21 protein-coding genes and 1 pseudogene are annotated in these 17,896 nt (G+C 66.6%); 13 read left to right on the top strand and 9 right to left on the bottom strand.

Annotated elements, in window-relative coordinates:
* Window positions 1–78: 78 nt before the first annotated feature.
* Window positions 79–438, bottom strand: a complete 360-nt coding sequence (locus tag NM2_RS40560; RefSeq protein WP_067681243.1) for a hypothetical protein — start codon at window positions 436–438, stop codon at window positions 79–81.
* Between the two features lie 962 nt (window positions 439–1,400).
* On the opposite strand from NM2_RS40560, the gene NM2_RS52205 reads away from it, so the two are divergent.
* The 3 genes from NM2_RS52205 (at window position 1,401) to NM2_RS40545 (ending at window position 3,965) form a co-directional block, all read left to right on the top strand.
* Window positions 1,401–1,859, top strand: a complete 459-nt coding sequence (locus NM2_RS52205) for a MarR family winged helix-turn-helix transcriptional regulator (protein ID WP_067681240.1) — start codon at window positions 1,401–1,403, stop codon at window positions 1,857–1,859.
* Between the two features lie 27 nt (window positions 1,860–1,886).
* The gene (locus tag NM2_RS40550) at window positions 1,887–3,152 is read left to right on the top strand and encodes an MFS transporter (protein ID WP_067681237.1); all 1,266 of its coding nucleotides are present in this window, start codon (window positions 1,887–1,889) and stop codon (window positions 3,150–3,152) included.
* A 255-nt stretch (window positions 3,153–3,407) separates the two neighbouring features.
* Window positions 3,408–3,965 carry a DUF8020 domain-containing protein gene (locus NM2_RS40545; protein WP_157121707.1) on the top strand — a complete coding sequence of 186 codons (558 nt, stop codon included), beginning with the start codon at window positions 3,408–3,410 and terminating at the stop codon, window positions 3,963–3,965.
* A gap of 75 nt (window positions 3,966–4,040) precedes the next feature.
* Here the strand turns inward: NM2_RS40545 and NM2_RS40540 are convergent, their stop codons facing one another.
* Complete coding sequence (locus NM2_RS40540) at window positions 4,041–4,469, bottom strand: tautomerase family protein (RefSeq protein ID WP_067681231.1); 429 nt, start codon at window positions 4,467–4,469, stop codon at window positions 4,041–4,043.
* A gap of 41 nt (window positions 4,470–4,510) precedes the next feature.
* Complete coding sequence (locus tag NM2_RS40535; protein WP_067681228.1) at window positions 4,511–5,212, bottom strand: SDR family oxidoreductase; 702 nt, start codon at window positions 5,210–5,212, stop codon at window positions 4,511–4,513.
* A 125-nt stretch (window positions 5,213–5,337) separates the two neighbouring features.
* Here NM2_RS40535 and NM2_RS52725 point away from each other — a divergent pair, with 125 nt between their 5' ends.
* Together NM2_RS52725 and NM2_RS40525 are read left to right on the top strand one after the other, a co-directional pair.
* Window positions 5,338–5,916, top strand: coding sequence for a TetR/AcrR family transcriptional regulator (locus NM2_RS52725; protein WP_067681225.1), 579 nt, complete (start codon window positions 5,338–5,340; stop codon window positions 5,914–5,916).
* A gap of 42 nt (window positions 5,917–5,958) precedes the next feature.
* The gene (locus NM2_RS40525) at window positions 5,959–6,711 is read left to right on the top strand and encodes a DUF427 domain-containing protein (protein WP_067681222.1); all 753 of its coding nucleotides are present in this window, start codon (window positions 5,959–5,961) and stop codon (window positions 6,709–6,711) included.
* Between the two features lie 439 nt (window positions 6,712–7,150).
* Here the strand turns inward: NM2_RS40525 and NM2_RS40520 are convergent, their stop codons facing one another.
* On the bottom strand, window positions 7,151–7,891 hold the full coding sequence (locus NM2_RS40520) for an SIR2 family NAD-dependent protein deacylase (RefSeq protein WP_067681219.1): 741 nt from the start codon (window positions 7,889–7,891) through the stop codon (window positions 7,151–7,153).
* A gap of 257 nt (window positions 7,892–8,148) precedes the next feature.
* Here NM2_RS40520 and NM2_RS40515 point away from each other — a divergent pair, with 257 nt between their 5' ends.
* Both NM2_RS40515 and NM2_RS40510 read left to right on the top strand, forming a co-directional pair.
* Window positions 8,149–8,799, top strand: coding sequence for a TetR/AcrR family transcriptional regulator (locus NM2_RS40515; RefSeq protein ID WP_067681216.1), 651 nt, complete (start codon window positions 8,149–8,151; stop codon window positions 8,797–8,799).
* Window positions 8,800–8,848: 49 nt separating this feature from the next.
* Window positions 8,849–9,286, top strand: a complete 438-nt coding sequence (locus tag NM2_RS40510) for a cupin domain-containing protein (RefSeq protein WP_067681213.1) — start codon at window positions 8,849–8,851, stop codon at window positions 9,284–9,286.
* Window positions 9,287–9,472: 186 nt separating this feature from the next.
* Here NM2_RS40510 and NM2_RS40505 read toward each other — a convergent pair whose 3' ends face one another.
* Complete coding sequence (locus NM2_RS40505; RefSeq protein ID WP_067681210.1) at window positions 9,473–9,793, bottom strand: hypothetical protein; 321 nt, start codon at window positions 9,791–9,793, stop codon at window positions 9,473–9,475.
* Window positions 9,793–10,989, bottom strand: a complete 1,197-nt coding sequence (locus tag NM2_RS40500; protein ID WP_067681207.1) for a 3-ketosteroid-9-alpha-monooxygenase, oxygenase component — start codon at window positions 10,987–10,989, stop codon at window positions 9,793–9,795. The genes NM2_RS40505 and NM2_RS40500 overlap by 1 nt, the downstream gene beginning before the upstream one ends.
* Before the next feature lie 210 nt (window positions 10,990–11,199).
* Between NM2_RS40500 and hsaA the strand changes: the two genes are divergently transcribed.
* From hsaA to hsaB, 4 genes are read left to right on the top strand one after another with little or no spacing between them, the layout of a single operon-like run.
* Entirely contained in the window at window positions 11,200–12,369 is a 1,170-nt protein-coding gene (hsaA, locus tag NM2_RS40495) for a 3-hydroxy-9,10-secoandrosta-1,3,5(10)-triene-9,17-dione monooxygenase oxygenase subunit (RefSeq protein ID WP_067681204.1), read from the top strand.
* On the top strand, window positions 12,369–13,259 hold the full coding sequence (gene hsaD, locus NM2_RS40490; protein ID WP_067681201.1) for a 4,5:9,10-diseco-3-hydroxy-5,9,17-trioxoandrosta-1(10),2-diene-4-oate hydrolase: 891 nt from the start codon (window positions 12,369–12,371) through the stop codon (window positions 13,257–13,259). The genes hsaA and hsaD overlap by 1 nt, the downstream gene beginning before the upstream one ends.
* Window position 13,260: 1 nt before the next feature.
* Complete coding sequence (gene hsaC / locus NM2_RS40485) at window positions 13,261–14,160, top strand: iron-dependent extradiol dioxygenase HsaC (RefSeq protein WP_067681198.1); 900 nt, start codon at window positions 13,261–13,263, stop codon at window positions 14,158–14,160.
* A gap of 10 nt (window positions 14,161–14,170) precedes the next feature.
* Window positions 14,171–14,746, top strand: a complete 576-nt coding sequence (hsaB, locus tag NM2_RS40480) for a 3-hydroxy-9,10-secoandrosta-1,3,5(10)-triene-9,17-dione monooxygenase reductase subunit (RefSeq protein ID WP_067681195.1) — start codon at window positions 14,171–14,173, stop codon at window positions 14,744–14,746.
* 10 nt (window positions 14,747–14,756) lie between these two features.
* Here the strand turns inward: hsaB and NM2_RS40475 are convergent, their stop codons facing one another.
* On the bottom strand, window positions 14,757–15,611 hold the full coding sequence (locus NM2_RS40475; RefSeq protein ID WP_067681335.1) for a helix-turn-helix domain-containing protein: 855 nt from the start codon (window positions 15,609–15,611) through the stop codon (window positions 14,757–14,759).
* A gap of 73 nt (window positions 15,612–15,684) precedes the next feature.
* Between NM2_RS40475 and NM2_RS40470 the strand changes: the two genes are divergently transcribed.
* A complete protein-coding gene (locus tag NM2_RS40470) occupies window positions 15,685–16,344 on the top strand; it encodes a class I SAM-dependent methyltransferase (RefSeq protein WP_067681332.1) in 660 nt (219 codons plus the stop codon).
* A gap of 104 nt (window positions 16,345–16,448) precedes the next feature.
* Here the strand turns inward: NM2_RS40470 and NM2_RS53535 are convergent, their stop codons facing one another.
* Together NM2_RS53535 and NM2_RS53530 are read right to left on the bottom strand one after the other, a co-directional pair.
* The gene (locus tag NM2_RS53535; RefSeq protein ID WP_439956974.1) at window positions 16,449–16,841 is read right to left on the bottom strand and encodes an Lrp/AsnC ligand binding domain-containing protein; all 393 of its coding nucleotides are present in this window, start codon (window positions 16,839–16,841) and stop codon (window positions 16,449–16,451) included.
* Window positions 16,745–17,044, bottom strand: a pseudogene (locus NM2_RS53530) (Lrp/AsnC family transcriptional regulator); the annotation flags it as partial. The pseudogene NM2_RS53530 and the gene NM2_RS53535, both read right to left, overlap by 97 nt.
* A 110-nt stretch (window positions 17,045–17,154) precedes the next feature.
* On the opposite strand from NM2_RS53530, the gene NM2_RS40465 reads away from it, so the two are divergent.
* The gene (locus NM2_RS40465) at window positions 17,155–17,865 is read left to right on the top strand and encodes a DUF4253 domain-containing protein (protein WP_067681192.1); all 711 of its coding nucleotides are present in this window, start codon (window positions 17,155–17,157) and stop codon (window positions 17,863–17,865) included.
* Window positions 17,866–17,896 lie beyond the last annotated feature (31 nt).

Below are 17,896 nucleotides of genomic sequence, written 5' to 3'. Positions count from 1 at the left end.
GCTCGTTTTACCGAAGCTGCCGTCCGCGACGGCAGCTGGATGAGATCTCGGGGCCGCCGCTCACCGCGGCCCCGCGCGTCAGCCTTGTGGCTGAGCCCGGCGCGACGTCCCGGTCCGGGACTTCTCGGGCGTGGCACGGTCGAGATCCCGCCGCGTGGCGGTGACCTCACGCCGTGACCGGCGCAGCTCGCGGCGGGTCGCCCAGTGCCGGCGGGTCGTCGTCAAAGACCCCGCCAGCAGCAGGGCCAGCCCGATCGCGCCGACCGCGCCAACGACGATACCCGCGGCGAACACCTCCCCCGCCGAGCCCGTGTAGTGCTGGTTGAAAATGGTGAAATCCGTTGCCAGAAGATGACTTTGGCCGATATTTCCGGTGACTGCCGCGACTCCGGCGACCACCGCAGCAATCAATACGATCAAACCGACGAGTGCAATCATGGTGTATCCCAACGTTGTTGGATGCAATGAACTCGCAATTCCCGGGCGTCCCATGTTCAAACAAGGTTTTTCGCTCCTGCCGTACGGGAACGCTCACCCCGCCGATACGTGCCGCCGGAACGCCGTAGGCTCGTAAACGGAAGCCGACCTGGGCGAACCGGCTGCACGCCGGTGGGCCATCGGCCACGGCGGTCGCTCCCAGCGCACTGTCGGTGACGTATCGCCCCCTGGACACAAACCAGCCATCGCGATGCGAAACCAACGCCCCGGCACAGTCCCGCTCGACGGCACGCACCGCCTCAGCGGCGGTCCTGGTCGGGCGGGTTCCCGACACGCGTTTCGTCGATCACGATGCCACCCTCATGGAGTGCGGCGCCCCGTCGTCGATCGCGGCACTGCCAGAGCCGATCACTCCTGGGCGGACCGAGATGCCGGAGCGGACCGCTTCCTGTGCCGCCTCGCGGACTTCATCGTCGCCGACCGGCCGCCCGATCCCGTCCGGGGTGTCGTTGTCGTCGTTCTCGGGGAATGACAGCCCGAAGGCCGTCCGCCGCGTGGTAGGTGGATGCTGCTTGGGTGACTACCGCGGTGGGATGTATGAGACCGTCCGGGTCGACATGCACCCCCGAATCGGGGTTGCCGCTGTCGTTGGGCACGGCGTCGCCCGTCGCCGAACCTCCCTGGGCCCCATCGGAATCCGACTGACCACCACCGTCACCGCTGCCACCGGACGAACTGTCGACGACATCAGGGACGGCGGAAGACGCCGCCGCCCGCCACCGCCCGCACGAACCCGCCACTCCTGGGGACGATGCGCGAAATCTGCATCCACAGCCGATCCGTTCGGCACGCTCCCGGCCCATCGCGACAAGCCCAGCCCGGGCTCGTCCGTGGGGGATCTCACAGCCATTTACATAGGCAACCTATGTACTTTATTAGTTAGCCTATGTAAATTGTTAGGAGTGCAGTTGAACCAGCCAGCCGAATCCGAAGCCCTCACCGGGGACGAGCAGCACGTGGTCGACATCGTCGCGGCCGCGGCACAGCTGACCCGCCTGGCCCGCACACTCCGCGTGGACGACCTCCCGAACGCGATGTTGCGTGCGATGTCCGTCCTGGACGAGCAGGGTGCGTTGCGGGTCAGCGAGTTCGCCCGGATCGACGGCTGCTCCCAGCCGACGGCAACGGCGCTGATCGGCAGAATGGCGGCAGCCGGACTGGTCAGCCGCACAGCAGATCCCGGCGACTCCAGAGCTGTGGTCGTCGCGCTGACGTCGGCGGGACGCGGCCGGTTGGCCGTGTCCCGCCGCGCGATCGGCAACGCCCTCACGACACGATTGCCCGGCTTCGACGCCGCCCGGCTCGCGCAACTGCGCGGCGAGCTCGGCGAGCTGCTCGCGGCCCTGAAATCGGCCGCGTAACAAGCAGATTCCCCAGGAGCGTCTCTGATGAGCATCACTCTGTCTCCGCGCGCCGACACCGCCGACGCACCGAACACCACCCGCCCGGCCCGAGCGAAACAGCCCAAATCGGTCTGGGCCGTCGCCTTCGCCTCGGTCATCGCCTTCATGGGCATCGGCCTGGTCGACCCGATTCTGAAACCGATCGGCGAACAACTGCACGCCTCCACCTCACAGGTGACGTTGCTGTTCACCAGCTACATGCTGGTGACCGGCGTGGCCATGCTGATCACCGGCGTGGTGTCCAGCCGCTTCGGCGCGAAGAAGACGCTGCTGGCGGGCCTGGCGATCATCGTCGTATTCGCCGCGCTGGCCGGTAGCTCGAGCACCGTCGGGCAGATCGTGGGCTTCCGGGCAGGGTGGGGCCTGGGCAACGCGCTGTTCATCGCGACCGCACTGGCCACCATCGTCGGCGCGGCCACCGGCGGCGTCGCGCGCTCCATCATCCTCTACGAGGCCGCCCTGGGCATCGGCATCGCGGCCGGACCGCTGGTCGGCGGCGTGCTGGGCGGAATCAGCTGGCGCGCACCGTTCTTCGGCGTCTCGGTGCTGATGGCCGTGGCCTTCGTCGCGATCATCACCCTGCTTCCGGAAACTCCGAAACCCGCTCAGCACACCTCGATCACCGCGCCGTTCAAGGCATTACGGCACCGCGGCCTGCTGCTGGTGAGCATCACCGCACTGCTGTACAACTACGGCTTCTTCACCCTGCTCGCCTACACCCCGTTCCCGCTGAACATGGGCACCTACGCGATCGGGTTCATCTTCTTCGGCTGGGGTCTGATGCTGGCGCTGTCCTCGGTGTTCCTCGCGCCGAGGCTGCAACGCCGGTTCGGCACCGTGCGGATGATCGCACTGGCGCTGGCCCTGTTCGCCGCGGACCTCGCGGTGATGGCGATCTTCGCCGACCAGAAGATCGTGCTGATCGTCGGCACCGTACTGGCCGGACTGTTCCTGGGCGTGAACAACACCCTGATCACCGAGGCCGTGATGATCTCCGCACCGGTGGAGCGTTCGACCGCCTCGGCCGCGTACAGCTTCGTCCGGTTCGTCGGCGGCGCGGCGGCCCCGTACCTGGCCGGCAAACTCGGCGAGGACCACATGGCCCTGCCGTTCTGGGTCGGCGCGGCGTGCACCGCGGTCGGCGTGATCGTCCTGCTGGCCGGGCGTTCGTACCTGGCCCATGTGGATGATCACGATCCCGAGCCGCACAGCGTCGAGGAGGCACAGGCGATCAGCGCCGGGGACGACTGATCCGGGCATTTTCGTGAGGCGCGAATCCGTGGGCCGCTCCATCTCGGAGCGGCCCTCAGCGAATTCATGGCACATTTGCGACAACCGTTGGACGAGAACGTCGATTGGTACGCCCATCGATTCGGGCACAGCCGCAAAGGCAATTTACATGCGGCCGATTTCCACATAGTGTGTTCGCAATGTCGAGGGGCGGAGATTTTTTCGAGATGTCCTTTCGGCATAACCCGACAATCTTTAGCTGATGAAGGAATCCTCGTGTCAGTTTCGATCCAGACCCTCGGCCGCAGCGTGGCCCTCGCCGTCCTCACCGCGGGCGCAGTGATGATCGGTTCCAGCACCTCGGGTGCGGCCCCGGCTCCGAAGCAGCCGCAGAACGTGCAGACCCAGCTGGTCTCCGCCACGAACGACACGTCCGCGCACACCATCACCGCGACGCTCCCCGCGGGCAAGTTCGTCTCCAACGCGGCCGCCCACTCGATCGACATCATCGATGCCGCGGGTAAGACCACCGAGTCCATCCCGATGACGATGCACGGCAAGAGCATTCCGGTCGCGGCCGACATCAGCAACAACGGCCGCTCGATGACCCTGAAGCAGATCGGCTTCACCGACACCGGCAACCAGCTCGTCAACGAGTGGGTCTGGGGCGTGCAGCACGGCGGCGCGGTCGGCGCGATCATCGGCTGCCTGCTGGGCTTCTGGTTCTTCGTCCTGCCCGGCTGCGCGATCGGCGCGGCCATCGGCGGCACGATCGGCAGCCCCAACGGCAACCAGATCAACGCCACCTTCTTCCGTCTGCTCCAGGGCAACTGACCCGGTAGCACCCGACGCGGCCGCCGCGGCATTCTCGTTCGAGATGCCGCGGCGGCCGTTTCGTTTCCCGGGGGATTACGCGTCGGGGGGTATCGGTGAATTCGCTGCGGCCCAGGCCTTCTCCGCTTCGCTGCCCGCATCGGGCGGCCACAGCCCGTCGATCATCCACAGATCCCGCGCACTCTCCTCGATGTGGAATTCGCAGTGCAGTCCGCGATCAGCGGTGTAGGGCACAATGATCGCGTTGACGAATTCGGTCATCCGCCTGCGGCGCCGCGGTTCGTCGATATGCCTCGCCAGATGTGACACGACGATGCGCACGGTGTTCGCCGATGGTTTGCCACCAACCAGGAAATCGGATTCCCCGAGTTCCTGGAATTGAACGACGACGTAGAACGCCGGGAGCCCGACACCGGTGTAATGCCTGGTGATATCGGCGGCGAAATCCTGCTTGGCCTGATCGGAATAGACGCCGACGGGATGGTAGATCTGCCACAGCGGCATGGGTGAATCCTTACTGTGCGAAACACGGATCGTGGTGGCGATCAGCCACCGATCGGCAATGCGAGATTTTCCACGGGCCCGGCCAGCGCGGCCTTGACGCGCTTGGTCAGATCGTCCACCAGCACCTCGTTCTCACCCTTTTCCAGACCGTCCGCGACGGCCTCGGCAACCTGCCGGGGACTGATCTTCTCGGTTGGGAGGGCCTTGACCATATCGGTGTCGGCGAATCCCAGATGCACCCCGACCACCTGGGTGCGCTGCGCGGCCAGTTCGGTGCGCAGCGAATTGGTCAGCGACCAGAACGCCGCCTTGGACGCGCCGTAGGCCGCCGCACCGGACCCCCACGACAGCACCGAATGGATGTCCACCAGCGCGCCGCCGCCGTTGGCCGCCAGAATCGGCGCGAACGCCTGCACGATGCGCAGCGGGCCGAAGACGTTCGTGTCGAAAGTTGCTGCGACATCGGCGATCTCGGCCGTCAGCAGCGGCCCGGGGTACAGCACTCCGGCGTTGTTGATCACGATGTTCACATCATCGGCCCGCGCGGCGACCGCGGCGACCGAATCCTGGTCGGTGACCTCCAGCGCGAGCGGTTCGATGCGAGGGTCCTCGGCCGGGACCGGCCGCCGCGCGGTGACGTAGACCTTCCTCGCGCCGCGACGCAGCAACTCATCGGCGAATGCGCGACCCAGACCGCGCTGCCCGCCGGTCACGAGCGCGGTCGCCCCTTCGATTGTCGTCATGCGATGTCCTTCCGATCGGATTCGGGCACGTCGGGCGCATCCTGCGCTCATTTAGATTATTGTCATCATCTATTCCAATGCGCAAGACTGAAGAGGTCACACACGAACGACGGAGAGGGGATGCCATGCCACGGGCATCGCGCGCCCAGGCCGAGACCCACCGCAAGGAGGTCCTCGACGCGGCCTCGGCACTGGTGCGCCGCGAGGGCGTCGGCGGCGTCACGGTGCCGGAGGTGATGGCCGCGGCCGGACTCACCCACGGCGGCTTCTACAGGCACTTCCGATCCAAGGAAGACCTTGTGGCACAAGCCTGTTCGACCGCGTGCGCGGAGAAGGAACGCGAACGAGCGGATCTGCTCGAGGCCGGTCCCGACGAACGCGCCGCACGCCGCGCCTTCCTCGAGCGCTACCTGTCCCCCGCCCACCGCGACACCCCCGCACAGGGCTGCGGCATCGCCGCCCTCGCGGGCGACGTCGCCCGAACCGCCCCCGACAGCCCCCTGCGCGAGGCATACCGCGACGGCCTGCGGAACATGATCGACGACCTGCACCGCCTCGCTCCCGAAGACGACCGGGACATCCTGGTCGAACTCGCCGTGATGGCGGGCGCGGTGATGCTCGCCCGAGCCACCGCGGGCGACGACGTGTCCGATCGGATCCTCACCGCCGCCCGCGACTTCCTCGTCACCGATCGGCCCGATTGACCAGCACCGGGATGTCATACCGCCGGAGTACCTTGGGCGAGTATGAGCGAGACGAATCGGGGCCGGGTCGGGACCGAACCCGGACACAAGCGTGTGCGCGCTTACGCCGCCGGTCGGCTCATCGCCGACACCATCCATCCCACTCTGGTCTGGGAGATTCCGTACTACCCCACCTACTACGTGCCGCTGGCCGATGTGCGCGCCGAGTTGAAGCCGACCGGCGAGACCAAGCATTCCCCCAGCCGCGGCGACGGGCAGATTCACGATGTCGTCGCCGACGGAATCGTCAAATCCGCTGCGGCCCTGCGTTATCCGGATTCACCGATCCCGGAGCTGCGTGATCTGGTCCGGCTCGAATGGAGCGCGATGGACGAATGGTTCGAGGAGGACGAACCCGTCTACGTCCACCCGCGCAACCCTTACACCCGCGTGGACATCCTGAGCAGCTCACGGCACGTGCGGATCGTGGTGGACGGCGTCACCGTGGCAGATTCGCACTCGCCACACATCCTGTTCGAGACCGGCCTCCCGCCGCGCTACTACCTCCCCCTCACCGACACCCGCCAGGACCTGTTCACTCCCTCGGACACCCAGAGCCATTGCCCCTACAAGGGCACCGCCGGGTATTTCAACCTCGAAATCGACGGCACCGAACACAAGGACCTCGTCTGGATCTACCGAACGCCCCTGCCCGAAAGCCAGAAGGTCACCGGCCTGGTCTGCTTCTACAACGAAAAAGTCGACATCTACCTCGACGAGGAACTCCAGCCCCGCCCCGAATCCCCGTTCGCCTGAACCGGGACCGGAGACGCCCAGCTCGACACACGGACCGGCACCACCTGCTTCGATCAGCGGATATCGCACTCATGCGATGAAAACGAGGGCGCCGAGGACGAGGCCGGTGGCTGAGCGGTCCGAGTGAACGGAGATCATGGGCCGTCCGATGCGTGAGCCGGGGACCCGCCGAGGCATACGCAGCGCCGGCTTGCCAACGAATCTGTGCGGACCGTCCGGGAGACGCGCGAGCGGTGCGGGCGGACGCGGTCGGCGATCTGGCTCGAAGCGGACAGGACTGTGCCGAGTCCGGCTGTACTCCAGCGGCCGGCACATGCGCTCGATGCGGATCTCATCGTGCGGGCGGGGCTCGAAGAGTCACGTGATCCAGGCGCACGATATCGGTTGTGCGGTCCGGATTTTCACGTCACCTGAGCCCCGGCCGCCTGCCGCGATCCGGCTACGAGGCGGCGAGCAGGTCGGCGACGAGTTGGGGCAGGGCGTCGCCGATGGGGTCGCGAATGACCTCGGTGGCCATGAGGTCGTACGGGGTGGGATCGGCGTTGACGATGATCAAGTCCGCGCCGTGTTCCACGGCGATGGCGCACAGCGACGCGGCGGGTTCGACCTGGAGGGAAGTGCCCACGGCAAGAAAGACTTCCGAGGTTTCGGCGACGAGCTGGGCGGTGAGCATACTGCGCAGATTCAATTGCTGGCCGAACATGATGACCGCGGCCTTGAGGATGCCGCCGCATTCGGGGCAGGGCGGGTCCGGCTCACCTGCGGCCACCCGCTCCAGCGTCGCGGACATGGTCGTGCGGAAATCACAGACGGTGCATTCGACCTCGAACATGTTGCCGTGGATCTCGACCACCGATTCCGGCGGCGATCCGGCGCGCTGATGTAGCCGGTCGATGTTCTGGGTGACGATGTTGACCGTGCGGGATTCCCCCAGCCGGACCAGCGCGCGATGCGCCGCATTGGGCCGCGCCTGCCAGGCCGGATTGTCCCGGCGCGCGATCCAGGCACGTTGTCGCAGTTCGGGATCGGCCATGTAGTTGTCGTAGGTGGAGAGCAATTCGGCGATCGGATCCTCGGTCCACACCCCGCGCGGCCCGCGAAAGTCCGGAATTCCGGAATCGGTCGAAATCCCCGCGCCGGTCAGCACCCCGACCGAGCCGCCACGCCGCCGCCAGCTCATACCGCACACACTAACCCGTACGGGGAACACCCGCGGCCCCACAACGATCACGAGCGATCGGCTCGTCCCGCGGCGGCCTCGGTATGTGGATCATCACCGAGGATGCCGTGCCGCCGGCGTGGCCCGCAGACGCCCTGTTTCCCGCGCGGTACGCCGCCCTGCACTCCTTCGCCACCGACGTGCCGAGCTGTCACGCGACCGACCAGCGCGAATCCAAATTTGATACGGTCGTGTATCCGATGCGGTAGGAGGTGACGATGTCCGTGCAGGCAGACGAGACCGGCGCGTCGACAACGCGTACGCCTCGGGTCACCAAGCGGCGGGCGCAGACTCGGCAGCGGTTGCTCGATGCCGCCTTCGAGGCGTTCGCGCAGGAGGGTTTCGGGCGCTGCACCGTCGAGCAGATCTGTGAGCGGGCCGGATATACGCGCGGGGCGTTCTACTCGAATTTCACCTCGCTCGAGGAGTTGTTCCTGGCGATGTGGGAGCAGCGCTCGGCGAATATGCTGCGCGACTTGTCCGCCGTCCTCGACCAGGTCGCCGAAGTGGACGACCTGCATGCCGGAGTCGAACGAGTTCTGGATGCGATTCCCTTGGACGACAAGTGGTTTCGCATCACCTACGAATTCACCGCGCACGCCCTGCGCAATCCCGCACTGCGGCGGGTGATGGCCGCGCGCGAGGAGGCGATCGTCGCCGCCCTGCTGCCGGTGCTGGATGCCCTGCTGGACCGCGCGGGCCGCACGGTGCCCGATCCGCGGGCGCTGGGCCGCGCCCTCGTCGCCGTCCACGACGGCACCGCGACGCAATGCCTCCTCGAACCCGGCAGCCGCACCGCCCGCAGCCAGCGCGTCGACCTGTTCACCCACGTCGCCCTCGCCTACAGCCGACCGCACGACCTCGGGTGAAACCCGCCCGCCCCGCTTGCGCGCGTACCATTTCGCAACGATCGTCCCGATGGACCGCATACGCCGATCAGGAGCATCCGTGACCGACCGCCCCGAACTCGCCCGCGCCCTCGACCTGCAACCCCACCCCGAGGGCGGCTGGTTCCGCGAAACCTACCGCAGCCCAGTCGAATTCGCCCCCGAAGGCTACGTCGGCCGACGCTCGGCGGCGACCGCGATCCACTTCCTGCTCCTGCCGCACGAACACTCCGCCCCGCATACGGTCCGCTCGGACGAGATCTGGCTGTGGCAGCGCGGCGGCCCGCTGCTGCTGAACATCGGCGGCGACGAGATCACCCTCGGCCCGGATGTCGAAGGCGGACAACTGCTTCAGGCCGTCGTCCCCGGCGGCGTCAGCCAGTCCGCCAAGCCCGCCACCGACGAGCACGTCCTGGTCAGCTGCATCGTCGCCCCCGGATTCGACTTCGCAGACTTTCATCTCGACTGAACGGTCGTCGCCTCCGACACGGTCGACTCACTCGGCGCGCCGCGCCGCTCCGGTGGGCAGCATCTGCGCCGACTGAGCCACCTCGGCCTCGGGCGCACGACAAACAATCGCGTCGCGTCGCATATACGAGAACGCACCTCGCCCGAATGTACGGGCGAGGTGCGTTCTCGCACAATGGATCTGCGACTACTCCTCGAAGGCGATGATCCCCTCGTGCACGGCGTGCTCGATCGCGCGATGCAGGTTCGGGCACCCCTCGGGGCGCCCCGGCCCGCCTGCCAGCTCCCGGAACACCGGGCAGTGGTCCGCCGGATTCACCGTCCACTGCACCGAGGTCTGCTGCGAACTGGACTTGCGCACAAGGACTTTCGTCCCACAGGTCAGGCACGAGACCGGCGCCATCCCCTCCTCGAGATAGCGCTGCTTGTCCGCGACCGTCTGGGCGCGCACCTGCGCCCGCCGCTCCGGACGGTCCGCGAAATCGGGTGCTTTCGCCCAGATGGTCATCAGACACCCGCCTCCGCGGCGGCCGCCTCGTCGGATTCCCGCTTGCGACGCAGGTTTTCGGCGACCTCCGCCTCCCACGCCTCGTTCGCCTTGGTCGTGTCGACCTCGAATTCGAAGCGCTGCGTGCTCTTGGGATCGACGTCGGCGACATCGACGTAGAACTGGTCGTACCAGCGACGCAGCTGATAGACCGGCCCGTCCTCCTCGCACAGCAGCGGATTCTCGATCTTGGACTTGTGCTTCCAGATCTCCACGTCCTGCAGGAAGCCGACGCCGATGCCCTCGGTCATCTTCGCGGCGAGTTTCTTGGAGGACTCGTCGTCCAGCCCCTTGGGCTTCTGCACCGTGATGCCGTACTGCAGCACGAACGAATCCTGCGACACCGGATAGTGGCAGTTGATCAGGACGCTCTTGACCTCGAACCCGCCGTAGAAGTTGTGCAGCGGATTGATCATGTACGAGGGACCGTAGTAGGCGGCTACCGACTTGAGCAGCGAATCACCGTACTGCGAGCCCATACCCACGTCTGGGCGGGACTTGGTTTCCAGGAACTGCGAGGCCACATGCCCTTCGAAGACGTTCTTGAAGAACGTCGGATAGGCGAAGTGGATGTAGAAGAAGTGCGCCATGTCGACCACGTTGTCGATGATCTCGCGGCAGTTGGCGCCCTCGATCAGCATCGAGTTCCAGGTCCACTCGGTCCAGCCGTCGTCGAGGGTCTCGGTCGCGTTGCCGTCGGCGTCGGTGTACGGGCCCTCGATGTGCGGGATGGTGACGTCCTCGGGCGGCGGATTGCCCTCGTGGTCGTTCCAGACGAACAGCTGTCCGTTGCGCTCGAGCGTCACCCACGAACGAGTGCGAGCCAGCGGCGGCACCCGTCGTCCGTACGGAATCTCGGTGCAGCGGCCGTTACCGCCCCAGCGCCAGTCGTGGAACGGGCAGGCGACCGAATCGCCCTTGATCTCGCCCATGCTCAGGTCGCCGCCCATGTGCCGGCAGTACGCGTCCAGCACCTGCAACTCGCCGTTGCTGTCGGCGAAGATCACCAGTTTGGTGCCGAACACCGAGATGGCGTGCGGCTTGCCGTCCCGGAACGGTGCGGCCAGGCCGAGGCAATGCCATCCCCGCGCATACCGGGTGGGTGCGGTGCCGACATCGATCTCGCGGACCTTACCGCCCCGTGGGGTTACTGCCATTGCGATCCCTCCTCTACGATTACTAGAACACGTTACAAAATTGTCCGGCCGCGCGCCAGTCATTCCCGCTACTACCAGGCACGGGCCGGTGCACGCCCTCGGCGAACACCCGTTCTCGACATGAACAAGAACGTGTTCTAGTCTCAGAGTAAGTATCAGTCCCGGGGGCATCGGGTCCCCGCACCGATCGAGCCAGGAGCAGCCACCGAGATGACGCAAGAAGTGACCGACCGGGTCGAAGCGCTGTTGCCGAAGCTGCGCGAACAGGCGCAGGAGGCAGAGGATCTGCGCCGCATCCCCGACGAGACCATGAAGGCGCTACAGGAGACCGGTTTCTTCAAGCTGCTACAGCCGCGCCAGTGGGGCGGATACGCGTGCGACCCGGTGGTCTTCTACGACACCGTGCGCAAGATCGCCAGCGCCTGCGGCTCCACCGGCTGGGTTTCCGGCATCATCGGCGTGCACAACTGGCATCTGGCGCTGTTCAGCCAGCAGACCCAGGAAGAGGTCTGGGGCGAGGACACCTCGGTGCGGATCTCCTCCTCCTACGCCCCGATGGGCGCGGGCGTGGTGACCGAGAGCGGCGACGGCTACATCGTCAACGGTTCGTGGGCCTGGTCCTCGGGCAGCGATCACGCCAACTGGACCTTCGTCGGCGGTCCGGTGATCAAGGACGGCAAACCGGTCGACTTCGGCAGCTTCCTGGTCCCGCGCACCGACTACCGCATCGACGACGTGTGGAATGTGGTGGGCCTCAAGGGAACCGGCTCGAACACCCTGGTACTGGAGAACGTCTTCGTGCCGCGGCACCGGTTCCTGAGCTACAAGAGCATGAACGATCTGACCGCGCCCGGGCTGCAGCAGAACACCGATCCGGTTTACAAGATGCCTTGGGGCACAATCCATCCCACCACCATCTCCACCCCGATCGTCGGCATGGCCTATGGCGCGCTGGAGGCGCACGTCGAGCACCAGGGCAAGCGCCTGCGCGCCGCCTACGCCGGTGAGAAGGCCAAGGACGACCCGTTCGCCAAGGTCCGCATCGCCGAGGCCGCCAGCGATATCGACGCCGCCTGGCGGCAGCTCTCGGGCAACGTCGCCGACGAATACAAGCTGCTCGTCGCGGGCGAGGAGATCCCGTTCGAGCTGCGCGTGAGCGCCCGCCGCGACCAGGTCCGCGCGACCGGCCGCGCCATCGCCTCGATCGACAAGATGTTCGAGAGCTCCGGCGCCACCGCACTGGCGAACGGCACTCCGCTGCAACGGTTCTGGCGTGACGCGCACGCCGGCCGGGTGCACGCCGCCAACGATCCCGAGCGCGCCTACATGATGTACGGCACCCACGCGTTCGGCCTGCCGGTCACCGACGGGATGGTGTGATGACGACGGTTTCGGAGATCACCTTCGAGTCCACCTCCCGCTACGCGCAGGTGCGGCCGGATCTGAAGCTGCACTACCACGAGGCGGGCGTGGGCAACGGTCCCACGATCGTGCTGCTGCACGGCGGCGGTCCGGGCGCGTCGTCCTGGGCCAACTTCGCGCGCAACATCCCCGTGCTGGCCGAGGATTTCCACGTGCTGGCCGTCGACCAGCCCGGATTCGGGCGGTCCGACAAGCCGACCGAACATCCGCAGTACTTCGTGCACAGCGCCTCGGCGCTGAAGGATCTGCTCGACACGCTCGAAATCACCGACCGGGTACACATTCTCGGCAACTCGCTCGGCGGCGGCGCGGCGGTGCGCTTCGCGCTCGACTACCCCGACCGCGCGGGCAAACTCGTGCTGATGGGTCCGGGCGGGGTGAGTAACAACCTGTTCGCACCCGACCCCACCGAGGGCGTCAAGGCGCTGAGCACCTTCGTCGGCGAGCCGACCCGGGAGAACATCGAGAAGTTCATCCGGATCATGGTTTTCGACCAGAAGCTCGTCACCGATGAACTGATCGACGAGCGGTTCGAACTCGCCCGCACCCCCGAATCCCTCGCGGCCATGCGCGCGATGGGCAGATCCTTCGCCTCGGCCGACTTCGAGAAGGGCATGCTCTGGCGCGACGCCTACAAGCTGCGCCAGCCCGTACTGTTGATCTGGGGACGCGAGGACCGGGTCAACCCGCTCGACGGCGCACTGGTGGCGGTCAAGTCCATTCCCCGGGTACAACTGCATGTGTTCGGCGGCTGCGGTCACTGGGCCCAGGCGGAGAAGTTCAACGAATTCAACCGTCTGACAACGGATTTCCTGCTCGGGCTGTCCCGCAAGTCACAGGAGAGGTGATATGAGTATTCGTGCGCTCGGATACATGCGCATCGAGGCCACCGATATGGCGGCCTGGCGCGAGTACGGGCTCAAGGTGCTCGGCATGATGGCGGGCGACGGGCCCGATCCCGATGCCCTCTACCTGCGCATGGACGATTTCCCGGCCCGCCTGGTGATCGTGCCCGGCGAGCGGGACCGGTTGCAGGTCTCCGGCTGGGAGGTCACCGACGCCCCTGCGCTGCAACGCCTTCGGGAGACGTTGTCCAAGGCCGGGGTGCCCTTCACCGAAGGCACCAAGGAAGAGCGCGCCGACCGCCGCGTCGAGGGTCTGATCCGTTTCCAGGATCCCTCCGACAACACGCTCGAGGCGTTCTACGGCGCGCAGTTCCTCGGCCGCCGGTTCGTCAGCCCCTACGGGCACAAGTTCGTCACCGCCGAGCAGGGCCTCGGCCACGTCGTGCTGACCTGCACCGATGACGCTGCGGCACAGGCGTTCTACCAGGATGTGCTGGGCTTCCGGCTGCGCGATTCGATGCGGCTGCCCCCGCAGGCGGTCGGGCGTCCCGCCGACGGCGATCCGGCCTGGCTGCGGTTCTACGGCTGCAACCCGCGCCATCACGCGCTGGCGTTCATGCCGATGCCGAATTCGACCGGCATCGTGCATCTGATGGTCGAGGTGGAGAACTCCGACGACGTCGGGCTGTGCCTGGATCGCGCGATCCGCAAGAAGGTCAAGATGTCCGCCACCCTCGGCCGGCACATCAACGACAAGATGCTGTCGTTCTACATGAAGACCCCGGGCGGCTTCGACATCGAATACGGTTGCGAGGGACTGGAAGTCGACGATCACTCCTGGATCGCCCGGGAGTCCACCGCGGTGAGCCTGTGGGGTCACGACTTCTCGGTGGGATTCAAGTAGAGGGCCGCGCATGACCACGAGTGAGCAACCCGCGATCGACCCGCGCCAGTTCCGGAATGTGCTGGGGCAGTTCTGCACCGGCATCACCGTGATCACCACCTTCGGTGAGGACGCCGCGCCGATCGGCTTCGCCTGCCAGTCCTTCGCCGCGCTGTCGCTGGATCCGCCGCTGGTACTGTTCTGTCCCACCAAGGAGTCCCGCTCCTGGAAGGCGATCGAGCGCAACGGCAGCTTCTGCGTCAACATGCTCGCCGAGGAACAGCAGCCCGTCTGTGCCCGCTTCGGCTCCCGCGAACCCGACAAGTTCGCCGGCATCGATTGGCACACAACGGACCTGGACCTACCCGCCCTGGACGGCGCGTTGGCCACGATCCAGTGCACAGTGGACAACGTGCTCGACGGCGGCGATCACTACGTCGTGATGGGCCGAGTACAGGCCCTGTCGGAGTCCACCGACTCCGGCAGGCCGTTGCTGTTCTACCGAGGCCAGTACACCGCCATCGAGCCGGAGAAGACCACTCCCGCCCCCTGGCGCGCCGACCTCGAACACTTCCTCACCACAACCACTCTCGACACCTGGTTGTAGTTTCGGCAGTTCAGCGCGGCGGCGACGCACGCCAGGCTCGGGGCGGCGTGCCGAAGGTGCGGCGGAACTGGCGGCTGAAGTATCCAGGATCGGAAACACCTGTGCGACGGGCGATTTCGGCGATCGGAAGATCCGTGCCGGACAGCAGTCGGCGCGCCTGGTCCATGCGGCGCTGCAGAATCCAGTCCTGCACAGTGCGGCCGGTGCGACGACGGACCACCGTGGTCAGGTAGCCGGGCGTCATGCCGACCGCCTGCGCGACATCGCGCAGCGACAACTGGTCGGCATAACGCTCATCGATCACCTCGAACACCTCGGCCAGCAGGGGCTCACCGCTGCGGCGCAGGTCACCCACCACATCGGCGGCCAGCCGCGCCAGATCGATGAGCAGCAGCGTCAGGTGCGCGCAGGCCGCCTGCCGGTAACCGTCCTGCCGCTGCGACAGCTCGGTCTCGATGGCCTCGATCGTGCTGTCCCACAACGGACGTCGTGCCCGGGGCACGGTGAGCTCCAACAGTCCGTCCCGCTGTGCGTGCAGGAACGGATAGAGCAGCGGATGCGAACGCCATACCGGCCACGGCGCCCGCGCGTCATCGCCCAGCGCCCCCGGATCGAAGAACACTCCGACACCGGAGCCGAGAGTGTCGATCATCGCGCCGTCGACCACCTGCCCCGCCGCGACCACGTGGACCGCGCCGGTCGTCGACACGTACCACAGCGCCGGGAAATCGTGGATGTGCCGTTGTCGGCTGGGCGCGGAGCCGGGATACCGCATGGTCGACACCGGCGGTGTGGCCGGATCGCTTCGGTAGTCGTAAACGGGCACGCCGCGCTGATGGCGCACCACCCGCGTAGGCTCGCTCATCAACCGAAAATAGTCCAATTCCTGTCGATAATCACCCCACTTCCGCACCGCAACCAGTCTCACCATGGGACTCATGAGCGAAAATCATCCACATTCGGTTCTCGGGCGACACGACTATCTCCCCGCGGCCGGGCACGATCTGCTGCTGCCCGCCTTCGATCTGATCTCCCGGGTAGTGGGCACTCCCGCACTCCACGACCGCCTCATCGAGCAGGCCGAACTCGAGCCCGGACATCGTGTGATCGAAATCGGCTGCGGTACCGGCAATCTCGTCATCAAAGCAATACGAGCCCAGCCCCGGGCCGACGTGATCGGCTCCGACCCCGATCCGCGAGCACTGGCCCGCGCGGAGCGAAAAGCCAAGGGCTCGGCCGGATTACGCTTCGAACACGGATACGCGCAGAACCTCCCCCACCCGGACGGCGGATTCGACCGAGTCCTGTCGGCTCTGATGCTGCACCACCTGCCCACCGATATCAAAGCCGCCGCCCTCACCGAGGCCCTGCGCGTCCTACGCCCCGGCGGCCGCCTCGAGATACTGGACATCGGCGGCGATACCACCCGGGCGAATACCTTCCTGTCCCGCCAGATGCTCCGCAACGGCCACGTCAAGGCGAACCTCGCTCTCCCCCGCCTCCTGGAATCCGCGGGTTTCGACCACACCCTCGTCAGCTCCGAACCCCACCCCCGCATGGGCCATATCGTCTACTACCAGGCCGTCCGCCCGGCATAGCCGTGCCCCGCCCGGCGTCAGCGGACCGAACGGACCTCGGCCGCCGGGCGTGCCACTGTCCCTTCGGGTACCGCGGTACACGTTCGGTGAGCCACGCACCGGCTTCAAGGAATGCGTTGCTTGACCTGAGTGATGACAGGAACCGTCTCGACATGGTGGAGCCCTGGCAAGCTGGGGATCCGATCGGTGAGGTAGGTGTAGAGATCATCCGCGGTGGTGCACACGACCGCGGCGACGAGGTTGCTGGCCCCTGTCGTCGCCGCGGCGAGGCCACCTCGGGGTGCCGCCCGAGCGCCCGTCCGGCGTCGTCCAGTGCCGAGGGTGCGGTGGTCAACCACAGCAACGCGATGGTGCGTCGACCGGGATCGAGTTGCACGTCGAAATAGAGCACACCGGTCGCCCGGAGCCGATCGATCCGCCGACGAATGCTCGGCTCGGACAATCCCACGGCCGCCTGAAGCGCCACATGGCCTGCCCGGCCGTCGTGACGCAGACATGCCATCAGCGCACGGTCGTACGCCCCGCAGCGGCTTTGGCGGCAATCCCCGACGATGCCGTCCAGCCGACCAATGTCCGATTGGAGGGGCTCCCGAGCTCCTGGCCCGCCCCGACGGCTACATCGAATCGGTCCGCTGAGCCGAAACCCCCGAGTCACCACCTGGCATGAGCCGTCCGCAATCACCACGGCCAGCCTGCACATATCTCTCACCTTGGATATGCATTCCGGAGGTGATGTCTGTCGGTGGTCCGGATTAGCTTCGCCGGACAGATTCGATCGAGTAGCCGACAGACTCCAGGGGGTCATACGCCATGTGCTCCAACTATTCGTTCAACACCTTGCCCACGGACTTCCCGGCCGGACACGTCGTCTGCGCCGAGGGCGGGCGCGGCAGGCCGGTCATGTGGGTGTCCCAGGAAGCCGGGCCCGCGCTCCGGAAGTGGTGGGAGCCGATGTTCGACGACCACTCACGGACCGGTCTGTACCCGCTGCTGCTCGATGAATCGGTGGACGTCCAACTGCTGGGCGCCGCCCCGACGGTCGACGCCATCGAACGCGTCCCGGGCGACCAGCTCATCCGGGAGTACTTCGACTATTCGGGCAGCGGATGGCCCGGATTCGCACCGGCGAAGCGATTGGCAGTACATCCCGGATACGCGGCGACCCGCCTCGCCGCCGAGGGAGCCGACACGGCCCGGCTCGCACTGGTTCCCAGCGTCCGCAGCGCCGACACTCCGGCGCTGATCGGCTGGACCGGCGCGATGGATTACACCTGGGACGTCGAGAAGATCTCCGCGGTATTGCGCACCTGGGAGGACAGGTTCGGCATCCGAGTGGTCCGCCTCGGCGCCACCACGCTGGAACTGTCGGTGGCCGCACCACCGTCGACAATCTCCGAGGCGCGGCGAATCACCTTGGAGCATGCGGGATTCTGTCCGAGCATCTGGCAGGAGGAGGTCGCGCTCAACAGCTATGCGGCAAGTCTGGTCAAACGCCCGGCCTGGCGATTCCAATGGGCATGAGCCCGGCAATCGCTGATCTCGGGTACCCCTG

It is taken from the genome of Nocardia miyunensis NBRC 108239, assembly GCF_001613065.1.
In the GTDB taxonomy this organism is placed as follows: domain Bacteria; phylum Actinomycetota; class Actinomycetes; order Mycobacteriales; family Mycobacteriaceae; genus Nocardia; species Nocardia miyunensis.
This window is presented reverse-complemented; position numbering and strand designations above follow the sequence as displayed.

Excerpts from the sequence above, each read along its gene's own strand:
- NM2_RS40560 (WP_067681243.1), bottom strand. The coding sequence starts at position 438 with ATGATTGCACTCGTCGGTTTGATCGTATTGATTGCTGCGGTGGTCGCC.
- NM2_RS40550 (WP_067681237.1), top strand. The coding sequence starts at position 1,887 with ATGAGCATCACTCTGTCTCCGCGCGCCGACACCGCCGACGCACCGAAC.
- NM2_RS40540 (WP_067681231.1), bottom strand. The coding sequence starts at position 4,469 with ATGCCGCTGTGGCAGATCTACCATCCCGTCGGCGTCTATTCCGATCAG.
- NM2_RS40535 (WP_067681228.1), bottom strand. The coding sequence starts at position 5,212 with ATGACGACAATCGAAGGGGCGACCGCGCTCGTGACCGGCGGGCAGCGC.
- NM2_RS52725 (WP_067681225.1), top strand. The coding sequence starts at position 5,338 with ATGCCACGGGCATCGCGCGCCCAGGCCGAGACCCACCGCAAGGAGGTC.
- NM2_RS40525 (WP_067681222.1), top strand. The coding sequence starts at position 5,959 with ATGAGCGAGACGAATCGGGGCCGGGTCGGGACCGAACCCGGACACAAG.
- NM2_RS40520 (WP_067681219.1), bottom strand. The coding sequence starts at position 7,891 with ATGAGCTGGCGGCGGCGTGGCGGCTCGGTCGGGGTGCTGACCGGCGCG.
- NM2_RS40515 (WP_067681216.1), top strand. The coding sequence starts at position 8,149 with ATGTCCGTGCAGGCAGACGAGACCGGCGCGTCGACAACGCGTACGCCT.
- NM2_RS40510 (WP_067681213.1), top strand. The coding sequence starts at position 8,849 with ATGGACCGCATACGCCGATCAGGAGCATCCGTGACCGACCGCCCCGAA.
- NM2_RS40505 (WP_067681210.1), bottom strand. The coding sequence starts at position 9,793 with ATGACCATCTGGGCGAAAGCACCCGATTTCGCGGACCGTCCGGAGCGG.
- NM2_RS40500 (WP_067681207.1), bottom strand. The coding sequence starts at position 10,989 with ATGGCAGTAACCCCACGGGGCGGTAAGGTCCGCGAGATCGATGTCGGC.
- hsaA (WP_067681204.1), top strand. The coding sequence starts at position 11,200 with ATGACGCAAGAAGTGACCGACCGGGTCGAAGCGCTGTTGCCGAAGCTG.
- hsaD (WP_067681201.1), top strand. The coding sequence starts at position 12,369 with ATGACGACGGTTTCGGAGATCACCTTCGAGTCCACCTCCCGCTACGCG.
- hsaC (WP_067681198.1), top strand. The coding sequence starts at position 13,261 with ATGAGTATTCGTGCGCTCGGATACATGCGCATCGAGGCCACCGATATG.
- hsaB (WP_067681195.1), top strand. The coding sequence starts at position 14,171 with ATGACCACGAGTGAGCAACCCGCGATCGACCCGCGCCAGTTCCGGAAT.
- NM2_RS40475 (WP_067681335.1), bottom strand. The coding sequence starts at position 15,611 with ATGAGCGAGCCTACGCGGGTGGTGCGCCATCAGCGCGGCGTGCCCGTT.
- NM2_RS40470 (WP_067681332.1), top strand. The coding sequence starts at position 15,685 with ATGAGCGAAAATCATCCACATTCGGTTCTCGGGCGACACGACTATCTC.
- NM2_RS53535 (WP_439956974.1), bottom strand. The coding sequence starts at position 16,841 with ATGTCTGCGTCACGACGGCCGGGCAGGCCATGTGGCGCTTCAGGCGGC.
- NM2_RS40465 (WP_067681192.1), top strand. The coding sequence starts at position 17,155 with ATGTGCTCCAACTATTCGTTCAACACCTTGCCCACGGACTTCCCGGCC.